The organism is Pedobacter jeongneungensis, from assembly GCF_039538295.1.
In the GTDB taxonomy this organism is placed as follows: Bacteria; Bacteroidota; Bacteroidia; order Sphingobacteriales; family Sphingobacteriaceae; genus Pedobacter; species Pedobacter jeongneungensis.
Genome location: NZ_BAABBY010000005.1, coordinates 1 through 13,396, shown reverse-complemented (window position 1 = coordinate 13,396; position 13,396 = coordinate 1). Strand labels below are relative to the sequence as shown.

At 36.9% G+C, this 13,396-nt stretch carries 9 protein-coding genes; 2 read left to right on the top strand and 7 right to left on the bottom strand.

Annotated elements, in window-relative coordinates; genetic code table 11:
* Nucleotides 1–232: 232 nt before the first annotated feature.
* The 3 genes from thiL to nadA all read right to left on the bottom strand — a co-directional run bounded on the left by thiL (nucleotide 233) and on the right by nadA (nucleotide 3,749).
* Complete coding sequence (thiL, locus tag ABD769_RS10365; protein ID WP_344851355.1) at nucleotides 233–1,273, bottom strand: thiamine-phosphate kinase; 1,041 nt, start codon at nucleotides 1,271–1,273, stop codon at nucleotides 233–235.
* Between the two features lie 133 nt (nucleotides 1,274–1,406).
* Entirely contained in the window at nucleotides 1,407–2,642 is a 1,236-nt protein-coding gene (locus ABD769_RS10360) for a dicarboxylate/amino acid:cation symporter (protein ID WP_344851354.1), read from the bottom strand.
* A 108-nt stretch (nucleotides 2,643–2,750) separates the two neighbouring features.
* The gene (nadA, locus tag ABD769_RS10355) at nucleotides 2,751–3,749 is read right to left on the bottom strand and encodes a quinolinate synthase NadA (protein ID WP_113950144.1); all 999 of its coding nucleotides are present in this window, start codon (nucleotides 3,747–3,749) and stop codon (nucleotides 2,751–2,753) included.
* Nucleotides 3,750–4,199: 450 nt separating this feature from the next.
* On the opposite strand from nadA, the gene nadB reads away from it, so the two are divergent.
* Entirely contained in the window at nucleotides 4,200–5,786 is a 1,587-nt protein-coding gene (nadB, locus tag ABD769_RS10350) for an L-aspartate oxidase (RefSeq protein ID WP_344851353.1), read from the top strand.
* Nucleotides 5,787–5,857: 71 nt separating this feature from the next.
* Nucleotides 5,858–6,370 carry a gamma carbonic anhydrase family protein gene (locus ABD769_RS10345; RefSeq protein ID WP_344851352.1) on the top strand — a complete coding sequence of 171 codons (513 nt, stop codon included), beginning with the start codon at nucleotides 5,858–5,860 and terminating at the stop codon, nucleotides 6,368–6,370.
* A gap of 114 nt (nucleotides 6,371–6,484) precedes the next feature.
* On the opposite strand, the gene ABD769_RS10340 is transcribed toward ABD769_RS10345, so the two are convergent.
* The 4 genes from ABD769_RS10340 to ybeY form a co-directional block, all read right to left on the bottom strand.
* On the bottom strand, nucleotides 6,485–8,125 hold the full coding sequence (locus ABD769_RS10340) for an Ig-like domain-containing protein (protein ID WP_344851351.1): 1,641 nt from the start codon (nucleotides 8,123–8,125) through the stop codon (nucleotides 6,485–6,487).
* Between the two features lie 121 nt (nucleotides 8,126–8,246).
* Nucleotides 8,247–10,109: a tRNA uridine-5-carboxymethylaminomethyl(34) synthesis enzyme MnmG gene (gene mnmG, locus ABD769_RS10335; protein WP_344851350.1), complete on the bottom strand. Its 1,863-nt coding sequence runs from the start codon at nucleotides 10,107–10,109 to the stop codon at nucleotides 8,247–8,249.
* 199 nt (nucleotides 10,110–10,308) lie between these two features.
* On the bottom strand, nucleotides 10,309–12,171 hold the full coding sequence (abc-f, locus tag ABD769_RS10330; protein ID WP_344851349.1) for a ribosomal protection-like ABC-F family protein: 1,863 nt from the start codon (nucleotides 12,169–12,171) through the stop codon (nucleotides 10,309–10,311).
* Nucleotides 12,172–12,776: 605 nt separating this feature from the next.
* Entirely contained in the window at nucleotides 12,777–13,214 is a 438-nt protein-coding gene (ybeY, locus tag ABD769_RS10325; RefSeq protein WP_344851348.1) for an rRNA maturation RNase YbeY, read from the bottom strand.
* Nucleotides 13,215–13,396: the final 182 nt, after the last annotated feature.

The following is a 13,396-nucleotide window of genomic DNA, read 5'->3' as shown; positions in this document are numbered from 1 at the left end:
CACCCTTAGGACGATTTTTTTACTATTTTTTATTTTTCGGGATGTAGAGCTGTTATTTTACTCATAGTCATCACCCTGAATTCATTTTAGGGTCTCCTTTCTAAAGATGGCATTTATAAAAAAGTCGTCATTTCGAGCGAAGTGCAACGAAGTCGAGAAATCTATCTCAAGATAGATCTCTCCGCTTCACTGCCTTGCGGTCGAGATGACGACGTGTAGTTTTAACTAAAGTTTATTTATTAAAAGCGTTCCAGCCTTGGGCTTTCAGCTCATGTACTTTTTCTGATTTCGAAACCATTTTACAGCCCGAATTTTTATCGGTAACATGGCCGATTACTGTGATATCTACATCATGTTTCAGTTTTTTATAATCTTCCTGACTGATGGTAAATAACAATTCATAATCTTCACCACCACTTAAAGCACAAACCGTTGGGTCTAAACCTAACTCACGGGCAGTTTCATAGGTCATAGGGTCTAAAGGAATTTTCTCTTCGTAAATCGTTATCCCTTTATCTGATTGTTCTGCCAGATGCAAAATTTCTGAAGCCAAACCATCTGAAACATCAATCATAGAAGTTGGTTTGATATTCAAATCTTCTAAAAGTGCCACAATATCCATCCTGGCTTCAGGTTTTAACTGTCGCTCTATGATATAATCCTTTCCTTCCAGATCGGGTTGGATTTGAGGGTTTTCCAGATAGATCAGTTTTTCTCTCTCTAAAATCTGCAGACCTAAATAAGCACCACCCAAATCACCGGAAACACAGAGCAAATCGTGTTCCTGTGCACCGTTTCTATACACTACTTTATCAGCATCGGCATAACCGATACTGGTAATACTGATTACCAGGCCTTGTTTACTTGACGAAGTATCGCCACCAATTAAATCAATATTGTATTTGTTACAGGCCAGCTCAATCCCTTTATAAATTTCTTCAACAGCTTCTAAAGGAAATTTACTCGACAATCCCAATGAAACCGTAATCTGACTGGCTTTTCCGTTCATCGCATAAATATCACTCAGGTTTACCTGTACAGCCTTGTAACCCAGGTGCATTAATGGCACATAAGCTAAATCGAAGTGGATTCCTTCCAGCAATAAATCGGTAGAAATTAAGGTCTGTTTTCCTTTTGCATCCAAAACGGCTGCATCATCACCAACACCTTTTACCGAATAATCATTTTTAATTTTGAAATTGGTAGTCAGGTGGTTAATTAACCCAAACTCACCTAATTCATTAATATCTGTACGCTCTTTATTTTCAAACATATTCACCCCAACCCCCTTAAGGGGCTTTTATTAATAATTATATATTTATAAAGGGCTAAGCCCTTATTTTTTATTTTTAAAAAATTAATTGTTATGCTGAGCCTAGCGAAGAATTAAAAAGATCCTTCCTTCATCAGGATGGCAAATCTTTTTCCATCCAGTTTTTACCTTCGGTAAACCTGGCAATTAACATCGCGGCAACATTATCACCGGTAGCATTTAACAATGTCGCCATCGGATCAACCAAAGTACCGATAATCATGGCTGGTGGCAAAGCTTCCGGTGGTAATTGGTAAGCCGAAATCATTAATAATTCGCCAATATATCCTCCGTTTGGTATTCCACCCTCAACTATACTCACCAAAACGGTAATACCCAAAGCTAAAATAATGGTATCAACATGCACTAAATCTTTACCAAAAATGGCAAAAACAACAGCAATTTTTATAATGGAACTAATGCTCGAACCATCTTTATGCAATGTGGATCCTAATGGAATGGTTACATTGGTGATGTAAGCCGGTACCCCCATTTTTGTAGTCCCTTCTAAATTTGCCGGAATGGTGGCAATGCTGCTACAGGTTCCGATAGAGGTTAAAGAAGGTACAATATTATTTTTCCAGAACACTTTTATTGCTTTAAATCCGCCCGCTACAAAAGCATATAACGTAAAAAAAACGACAAAATAAAATGCGCCAACACCATAATACAATCCTAAAGCCTTTGCGTAAGTTCCAAAGAGCTGTGGACCAAAAACACCTACTTGATAGGCAAAATAGGCACCCAAACCTATCGGGCCAAGTTTCATGATCAAAATGATGAGTTTTTTCATCACTTCATTACCGGAAACCAGGAATTTCTTAAATCCTTCGCCTTCTTTTTCGGCATATAGGGTAGAAAAACCAACTAAAACTGAAAAAATAATTAGCGCCAACATGTTTTTCCTGCTGCCGATCTCAAAAAATTCTCCAACGGTTAAAAGTTGAGTCATCTGCTCTCCAAATGACTGTATTTTTTCGGGTTCGGTTGGTAAAGTTGCATTTCCCAATTGCTGATGAATCGGAAAAATCCATGTAGCCACTAATGTCAAAACCGCCGAAATCAATATGGTAGCCAGGAAAACTAAAACCATTACGGTTAATAATCTCCCTAATTTTTTACTCCTGTCGATATTTGCAATGGCTGATGAAACTGCAAAAAATACCAGAGGAATAACAGCGGTAAACAACAGGTTCAAAAATATATCACCCAAAGGTTTTATACTTTCAACACTTTTCCCAAAAATTAAACCTACAATGCTCCCAACGGTTATACCCGCCAAAAGCCATAATAAGCCAGCATAATTTTTAAGAATGTTGTTTTTTTCCATGTAATTATTTTTCCGTCATTACGAGGCACGAAGCAATCCTACAGCGATTGCAGGTAGCGTGCGCTTTATTGCTTATTCTTATCTACTCGCAATGATGACTTTTATTTATTATAACCCCAGCTCCGCCGAAATATCCAGCATGCGTTGAATCGGTTTAACTGCCTGTTCAATAATATGTTGAGGCACAGTTACTTCAGGCAAACCATTTTTAATACATAAATATAGTTTTTCTAAAGTATTTCTTTTCATATACGGGCAATCGTTACAGGCACAACTGTTGTTTGGTGGTGCCGGGATAAACGTTTTTGTCGGATTTGCCTTTTCCATCTGGTGGATAATTCCACTTTCGGTAGCCACAATAAATTCGGTAGCCGGATTAGTGATGGTGTACTTTAGCAAACCGGTAGTAGAACCAATGTAATCAGCCATTTTTAAAACCACCTCTTCACATTCAGGATGTGCAATAAATTTGGCATTCGGATGGCGTTCTTTCAGTTTTGTAATTTTCTCCTGCGAAAAAATTTCATGTACCATACAGGCACCATTCCACAATACCAGATCCCTGCCCGTTTTTTTCGCCACGTAAGCACCTAAGTTACGATCCGGACCAAAAATGATTTTTTGATCTTTCGGCAAACTCTCCACAATTTGCACCGCGTTGGTACTTGTACAAACAATATCACTTAAAGCTTTTAATTCGGCCGTGCAGTTTACATAAGTGATTACCAGGTGATCAGGATATTTTTCCTTAAACTTTTTAAACAAATGCGGCGGACAACTATCTGCTAATGAACATCCTGCCTTTACATCAGGTAATAAAACCGTTTTATTTGGCGATAAAATCTTTGCAGTTTCGGCCATAAAATGCACACCGGCAAACACAATTACGTCAGCATCCGTTTTTGCAGCTTCCTGAGATAATCCCAAACTATCACCAATATAATCTGCAATATCCTGTATGTCAGGTTCTTGGTAGTAATGTGCAAGGATGATGGCATTCTTTTCCTTTTTTAATTTCTCAATCTCTGCAAAAAGATCGAGCGTAGGATCAATTTCTTCTTCTGCGAAACCTTTTTTGTTGATTTCTTCTAAGACATCTATGTTCATTTTAAAATTTTCCTTTTTTGAATTTTGACGTTGGTCAAAGATAAAGCTTTCCACGTCTCAATAATTAATAAGTTATTTTAAATAAATAAATCTTGTTTGTTTATTAGTGTGTTAATAATGTTGGCAAGTTCAGAAAATTCTTTCTTTTATATAAGTTGTTAATCGTTTACTAACATTTAGATTACATTTTTGTAATATCATGAGTTTGATTTTCAGGCTTATCGAAAATCGGTTCAATTTTTATCAATACTGGAATGTTAATTGTTTATAAGTGGGGAAAAAGTTAATTACTTGTATAAAGCTGCTTAAAAATTGCGCAAAAGATTGTGGCAAATTGTGTTTTTAGAGTAGCTTTAAACATTCAAATTTATTTGTTAGGATAATTTAGACATGGAGTTAACATTTATTAACTAGTTGTTAACATCGTGGATAAAGTAAATGTTTTTATTAATGAGAAAAGTAGATTTTCTGGTAATCGGTTCAGGGATAGCGGGTTTGAGTTTTGCACTTAAGGCTGCAAAGTTCGGTAAGGTTTTAATTGTTACAAAGTCGAATGAAGACGAATCTAACACAAAATACGCCCAGGGCGGTGTTGCAGTTGTAGTAGATAAAGGTGATTCTTTCGAGAAACATATCGAAGATACGCTGATTGCGGGCGATGGATTATGCGACGAAAAAATTGTGGAAATCGTTGTAAAAGAGGGGCCTCAGCGCATCCAGGAGATCATTGACTATGGTATAAATTTCGATAAAGACAACTCAGGATTCTACGATTTAGCTAAAGAAGGTGGACACTCTGAACATCGTGTTTTACACTATAAAGACATCACCGGATACGAGATTGAAAGGGTATTGCTAAATGAAATACATGAGAATAACAACATAGAGATATTAACACATTACTTCGCTCTGGAGTTGATCACACAGCATCACCTGGGTGAATTTGTTGATAAGCGTACAGAAGATATTAACTGTTATGGGATATATGCCTTTAACACAGAGCTTAACGATGTGGAAAAGATTGTAGCAAATGTGACTGTAATGGCTTCGGGTGGTGCGGGCCATGTGTATTCGGCCACAACAAATCCGGTTATTGCAACAGGCGATGGTATGGCGATGGTTTACCGTGCGAAAGGAAAAGTGAGGAATATGGAGTTTATACAGTTCCATCCAACGGCTTTATACCATCCCGGAGAATATCCGTCGTTCTTAATTTCGGAAGCTGTAAGAGGTTTTGGTGGTGTTTTACGACGTAAGAATGGCGAAGAATTTATGCATGAGTACGATGAGCGTAAATCGCTTGCTCCGCGTGATATTGTGGCCCGTGCGGTAGATAACGAAATGAAGAAATCGGGCGATGACTTTGTGTACCTGGACATTACGATGCGTAAGAAAGCAGATATTTTGAAGCATTTTCCTAATATATATGCGAAATGTTTATCGATAGGCATCGATATGACGAAGGATTATATCCCGGTTACACCTGCATCTCATTACATGTGTGGGGGTATTCTGGTGGATGAATATGGCCGTTCTTCGATCAAAAATTTATATGCCTGCGGAGAATGTTCGTCAACGGGTTTACATGGCGCTAATCGTTTGGCTTCCAACTCATTACTTGAAGCTACCGTTTTTGCACACCGAATTTATCAGGATGCCATTGAAAACTTTAAAAATAATATCATTCCCGATCATATTCCCGAATGGGATTCTAAAGGGGTTACCCAAAGTAATGAAGATGTATTGGTAACCCATAACTTAAGAGAGCTTCAAAAAGTTATGGGCGATTATGTAGGCATCGTGCGGTCTGATTTTCGTTTAGAAAGGGCACATCGCCGTTTATTCTTAATTTACCAGGAAACAGAAGAATTTTATAAAAAGAATAAGGTATCGGTTAAACTTTGCGAATTAAGAAATGTCATCCAAACGGCTTATTTAGTTATTAAATCTGCCATGCAACGAAAAGAGAGCAGGGGGTTACACTATACCACGGATTATCCGGAGCATGCTAAAGAATTGGTAGATACTGTTTTTTAGCCCACCCCTAAATCCTCTTAAGGGGACTTTAACACGTCGTCCATTATCTATCACCCATTTTACATTATATTATGCCTTTAATACTACCCGTAAAAGATAAATACCCTGAAATAGGAAAAGATAATTTCATTGCCGAAAATGCCACCATCGTTGGTGATGTGGTCATCGGAGATAAATGTTCAGTATGGTTTAATGCCGTGATCAGGGGCGATGTAAATGCCATTACCATTGGAAATGAATCGAATATTCAGGATGGAGCGGTAATTCATGCTACGTATTTAAAAGCTTCAACACACATCGGTAATCGTGTATCTGTAGGGCATAATGCCATTGTACATGGTTGTACCGTTCAGGATCATGTTTTAATCGGTATGGGGGCTATTGTAATGGACCATGCGATAATAGAGGAGTATTGCATTATTGCAGCTGGTTCGGTGGTACTAGAGAATACCATCTGCGAAACGGGTTATTTATATGCCGGTACGCCTGCCAAAAAAATAAAGCCCATTACTGATGAGCAAAGGGCTTTATTAAATAAGTTACCTGATAATTATATCATGTATTCGGGTTGGTTTACCCAATAGTTTGCGTCATTTCGAGCGGAGTACAACGGAGTCGAGAAATCTACCTCAAGATAGATCTCTCCCCGCCTGTACGGGCAGGCATTCCACTGTGTTCCAGTCGAGGTGACAGCTTTTTTAAGGTGCTGGAGGCGGTATTACCAATGGATCTTCCCGTTCCCAGTTTGGTTTTAAATCCATTAAAGCTTTTAAGTACCAGACTTTTTCTGGCTGATAACCACCTTTAACACTTCCGGTATCCCAGATTCCGTTTTTATTATCATCGTAAACTACCCTCAGCATGTATTTTCCGGCCGGGTACTTAGAAAAAGTAATTTTCGAATTTTTGCTTATCGGGTACGATTTTACAATGTCTTTTTTCTCCGTTAAAAATTGCACTACATAACTTTTACTCGTATCGGGCACGGTTACATTCAATACAAGTGTAGTATAAGCATCCTGGTTCTCTAAAGTAAATCTTTTAGGTATATCTTTGTTTTTAGCATTAAAAATAGCTGTAAAAGCGCCTGCACCAAGTTTTAAATCATAAGTTCTTTTGGTTTTCCAGGGATATTTAACGTAGTATTTCTGTTGATCTACACTGTCTTTTACCAGTTCGAAATTGGTACGTTTTACTGAATCTTCCAATAGTGTAATCTTTGAAGGATCTGCGCCAGTCATCGGAAATGGAAAGGTGAGGGTTAAGTTCTGGAACGGATTTAATTTACCTCCGGATAAATTATCTGCTATGGTTACCTCGCGGGTATAAGTATCCTTTTTACCACGTGTAAAGTTAAGCGTTTGTAATAGTTTATCCTTATCCTGGATGGCTACTTTTACCGAATCGAAACTCAGGTCTTTTAGCCATATTTTAGCAGTATCGTTATTTTTTGTAAAGTGAACATATTTACCCACATCAACCGCAGATGGATCTGTAATGGTGATTTTAGGGCTTTTAAGCTGCTGATTGAAGATAATTGATATACTTCCGTCATTATTTAATTTGCGGTCAACCACGCGAAATTCTGGTGCCAGTTCTTTAAAAATCTGTAGATTAATATTGTCCAGATTTTTGTCGATCACAAGGGGTTCTTTAATAAAACCAACTTCGTCAGAAATCTGCTGGTATATTTTATCTCCGCCACCGCTACTTTCTTTAATGGCATAAACTTTATAAGTACCTTTTCTCAGGTTATTTAATTTATAAGTGCCGGCGCTATCGGTAGTGGTGTATATAGACGGGCGCCTTTTTCCAAAAATGGTATCCCGTTCTAAAGGAAGAATAAATACGGTAGCATCTTTTTCCGGCTCATCACTTAACGAATTAATAACCTTACCACTGATAGATAAAGAATCTATTTCAGGACCGGTTGAAAAAACATAAGATAAATTTTTAACCACATTTCCCTCATTTACATCAGCAATCGATTTTCCAAAATTTAAAGTATAGGTTGTATTTTTTTCTAAAGAATCCTGAAGAACAATTTCCAATCTTTTCGATCTCTTTTTTAAAACCGGTAATTTTTCCTGATCAGGGGAAATTGAGAATTCTTTAAATTCATCTTTGATGTTAAAATATTCATCAAACTCAATAATAATTTTTTTAGCATTAAAATTCCTTGTCTGATTTTTTGGAGTCATACTCAAAACTTTTGGTGGCTTGGTATCTTTTGGTCCACCTTGTGGTGTCTGGATACTTGCACAACCAAAAAACAGGAGTAGGGTCATTACAACTACTAAATTTTTAAGGTTAAAATACTGAGCTTTTAAATTTGGCATATTTTAAACGTTCTGACGAATTTTTATACTTTTTGGAACTCTAACATTAAAAAATCTTTTTATGGCTTTATATCGATTTATTTAAAGTCTATTTTTAATTAATTAAAATATTGATAATCAACTACTTATTAATATAAACCATTAATACCGAGATATCTGATGGAGAAACACCTGAAATTCTCGAAGCCTGACCTAAAGTACGAGGTTTGATCTTAAATAACTTCTCACGTGCTTCTTTCGAAATGGATACAATTTTATTATAGTCGAAATCCGGCTTAATTTCTTTGTCTTCCATTTTCAGCATTTTGGCTACTATTTCATTTTCTTTCTCAAAATAACTTTCATATTTAATTTTGATTTCAGCCTGCTCTATGGTTTCATTATCTAAATGCTGAGTTGCTTTAGCAAGAGGTTTACTCACTTTAATCAAGTCTTGTAAACCAACGTGCGGTCTTCCTACTAAACTATGGATTTTTACATTTTGATTTAAAGCACTCGATCCTAAAATTTCCAGCATCGGGTTGGCATCAGCCATTTCGATTCCCTGGTTTCTTGTAAATTTTACAAGTGTCTCAGCATTTGCAATTTTTTGATTTACTTTTTCTAAACGCTCGTCAGAGATTAAGCCTAATTCATGGCCAATAGGAGAGAGGCGGATATCGGCATTATCTTGTCTTAATAATAAACGATGTTCTGCTCTTGAAGTGAACATACGGTAGGGTTCTTCAGTTCCTTTGGTAACCAGGTCATCAATTAAAACACCAATATAACTGTCAGATCTTTTCATGATCAGCTCATGTTTATCGTTAATTTTTTGGTGTGCATTTATACCTGCCATAAAACCCTGACATGCTGCTTCCTCGTAACCTGTAGTTCCGTTAATTTGTCCGGCCAAAAATAAATTGCTGATTAATTTTGTTTCCAGCGTTAAAGACAACTGGGTAGGTGGGAAGAAATCATATTCAATAGCATAACCTGGTCTGAACATTTTAGCCTGCTCAAAACCTGGTATTAATCTTAGTGCTTTAAATTGTACATCTTCCGGGAGTGAAGTTGAGAATCCGTTTACATAAATTTCGCAAGTATTCCAGCCCTCAGGTTCAACAAAAATCTGGTGACGATCGCGTTCTGCAAAACGGTTAATTTTATCTTCAATGGAAGGACAATATCTCGGGCCTAAACCTTTAATCCTGCCGGTAAACATCGGTGATTTTTCGAATCCTTCTTTCAAAGTTTCATGTACATCACTATTGGTATAAGTAATCCAGCAGCAACGTTGATCAGTGGTAACAGGTGTATCAGTGAAAGAAAATTTGCTTCGATCATCATCGCCCCATTGTTCTTCCATTTTAGAATAATCTAAACTTCTACCATCAACGCGTGGGGGAGTACCTGTTTTCATCCTACCTGATTCCATTCCCAAATCAACCAATTGTTCGGTAATTCCGGTAGATGATCTTTCTGCAGTTCTGCCTCCACCAAATTTCTTCTCTCCAATGTGAATGATTCCGTTTAAGAAAGTACCATTGGTAAGTACAACTGCCGTGCTTTCTATTTCAATACCTAGTGAAGTTTTTACGCCATATACGGTATTATTTTTTACCAGTAAACCTACAACATTATCCTGCCATATATCTACATTTGGAGTATTCTCTAGCGCTAATCTCCACTCTTCTGCAAAACGCATTCTATCTATCTGGGCTCTGGGACTCCACATGGCAGGCCCCTTAGATTTATTCAGCATTCGAAATTGAATGGTTGATTTATCTGATATAATACCAGAGTATCCACCTAGCGCATCAACCTCACGAACAATCTGTCCTTTTGCTACACCACCCATTGCAGGGTTACAACTCATTTGGGCAATAGTACCCATGTTCATTGTAATTAATAAAACAGATGATCCTAAATTGGCAGCAGCAGCAGCAGCTTCACAGCCTGCATGACCGGCACCAACAACAATCAAATCGTATTTTGAAAACATTTTATGATATATTTCTTTAATGTTCCACGTGGAACAATTTTATTTAATTAACTTTTATGTTCATCACGATCATAATAAACTACTCTTTAATTTAATATTATCTATAGCCCTTCGACTAGGTTCAGGGAGACAATCACTTTGTAATTTACGCATGTTCCACGTGAAACATAACGTATAAAACATCTCTGAACTGCCTAATTTATTCTGATAATTCCAGCCAACGCATAGTAAGCTCGTCAAGCTTTGATTGGAGCGATTCTATCTCGTTAGAGATTTCCTGAATTTTTATATAGTCAGTAGCATCAACTTTATTTAAGGTATTAGTAAGGCTGGCTATTTTAGCTTCAGTTTCTTCCATACCTTTTTCGCTATCTTCTAATTCTTTTTGTTCTTTAAAACTTAATTTTTTTACTGCTTTAAAAGGTGTCTGTTCAGTAACCAAAGCAGGAGCTTTCTTGGTTTCGACTTTAACTTTTGGTTGTTCTAAACTCAAACGATACTCTGAATAATTACCGTTATAAATTTTAACCACACCTTCGCCTTCCATAATAAATAGCTGGTCGCTCATTTTATCTAGCAAGTATCTGTCGTGAGAAACCAGCATTAATATACCAGGGAAATTTTCTAAAAATTCTTCAAGAACGTTTAAAGTATCAATATCCAAATCGTTTGTTGGCTCATCCAAAATTAAAAAATTTGGATTTTGCATCAATACTTTCATCAGGTTCAAACGCTTCTTTTCACCACCGCTTAACTTCTCAACCAGGCCATGTTGTTTCTTTGGTGGAAAGAGAAATAAGGTTAAAAGGGCAGAAGCTGTAATCACTGAACCATCGGCCATTTTAATATATTCGGCATCAGATTTTACAATATCGATAACCCGTTCCTTTGGATCGAAGGTTAAACCACCCTGTTTGTAATAACCAAAAACAGTAGTTTCTCCGGTGTCCACTTTGCCCGCATCAGGTGTTAACTGACTTGTGATAATATTAAGCAGAGTAGATTTACCAGTTCCATTTTTTCCAGCTAAACCGATACGATCACCTTTTTTAAAGGTATAGCTGAAATCGTTAATAATCGGGCGGCCATCAAATGCTTTTGCAATATGCTCTATCTCAATAATTTTTCCACCCTGGCGAGACATCTTCATTTGCAGGCTAATGCTCTGATTGTCAGACTTTTTCTTTGTTTTTTCCTCTAAATCATAAAAGGCATTAATCCTGGCGTTAGATTTAGTTCCACGAGCCTGTGGCATACGTCTCATCCAATCCAATTCTTTTTTTAATAGCTGTTGGTTCTTGTGCTGAACTGTTGCATCTAAAGCTTCCCTTTCAGATTTCTTTTCTAAGTAGTAAGCGTAATTTCCATTGTAGTTGAAGATTTTTCCTCTATCTAATTCTACTATGGTATTACAAACGTTATCCAGAAAATACCTGTCATGGGTAACGAGTAAAATTGTTTTTTGTCCCGTAGTTAATAATTTTTCCAGCCACTCAATGGTATCAATATCCAAATGGTTGGTAGGCTCATCAAGCACCAGAATCTCCGGATCTTCAATTAAAAGTTTAGCGAGGGCCAAACGTTTCTTTTGTCCGCCCGATAGTGTAGATATTTTTTGCTGAAGATGAGTAATCCCCATTCTATTTAAAATGGTCTTTATTTCATGCTCATATTCCCAGGCATTATGCTCGCTTAACTCTTCATACAAACGGTTAAGCGTTTTCTCATCCGGGTTAGGATCTTCAATTAGTTCTTCATATTCCTTAATCAACTGCTGTTGTTTATTCTCCAACGAAAAAATATGATCACTAATGGAAAAACCTTCAGTAAACTGAGGTTCCTGATCTAAAAAACCAATTTTAACGGCTTTATTTTTTACAATTTTACCTTCAAGCGGAGGGAATCTTTCTGCCAGTAATTTCAAAAGTGTACTCTTACCTGCACCATTAATACCAACCAACGCTACGCGCTGGCCAGTGTTTATACCCAAGGTTAAATTCTTAAATAGCCATTCGTCATGATAACCATGTCCTAAGCCTTCTGCCGCAATTAGTGTGCTCAATTTTTTTGTATTTCGGATTTATAAAGGAAAATTATTGCAAAGGTAAGGATAAATTACTTGCAACGGCATATTGAAATTGGAAAGCAATCTGTATCAGGTAAAAATGGCAAAATGTTGATGCTTAGAGTCCAAATGTTCGATGGATCATTTGTAAATAAAAGATAAATACAAAACAGCGGTTGGACTCGCTCCACCGCTGCTTCAATCATTAACTAAAACTAAACTTTATCTTGAATAATGTAGCGAAGGAGAATCTAAGCTCATTATGTTATTGTTGTTTTTTGAATATAAGACTGTAACGGGGCAGAAAAGTTGCAGGAAGATTGGCTATATTATACCAGTAGAGTGTAATTGTCGACGAACACCCGTAACATTTAGACGAACACGAATAAAAAATATAAGGGGGCAGGAGTATTTTCCTTTTAATTAGGGAATTATGGTAATAGCAAATGTCATGAAAAACATATTCGTCATTTCGAGGGGAGTGCAGCGAAGTAGAGAAATTTATTTCGAGATAGATCTTTCCCTGCCCGAAGCAGGCGGGCATTACACTGTGTTTCAGTCGAGAGGACAGTCTGGAAAAGAGAAATGGTGGTGGCTAATTGCTAAACCAATCCAACTTCAACTCTATAGCCTAAATGTTCATCTTCTTTTTGGGTCATAAGGGTTTTGGCCGCTTTTCCTTTGTCTTTATAACCCAACAGGTGCAGGGTTCCGTGGATCATGATGCGGCAAACCTCATCAAATTCAGAAGTTTTAAAGGTTTTGGCGTTTTCTTTTACACGCTCAATGCTGATGAAAATATCACTTACAATCTGTTTTTCTTCGTCAGAGTTATCGAATGTGATGATATCGGTGTAAGTGTCGTGGTTTAAGTATTGCTGGTTGATGCCCAACAAGTATTCGTCGCTGCAGAAGATAAAATTGAGTTCTTGTAATTTATAACCTTCTTTTTCGATAGTAGCTTTAATCCACTTTTTGATTTTAAGTTTTTGCAGAAGGTTGTAGCTAACGGATTCAGTAAAAAAGGAAATTGCAGGCATAATATTGTATTTGTATTGCAAATTTAGGAAATATAATTTTGTACTATTTATAAATGTCGTCCTTTAGATTTGTTTTGATATTTAATTTTAGGATAACAAATATCTAATTTGCTTAATTATTAATCAGATTACCTAAAGCGGTAGCGGCACATTAAAAAGTCGTCAAGGTTTTTATGCCTAAG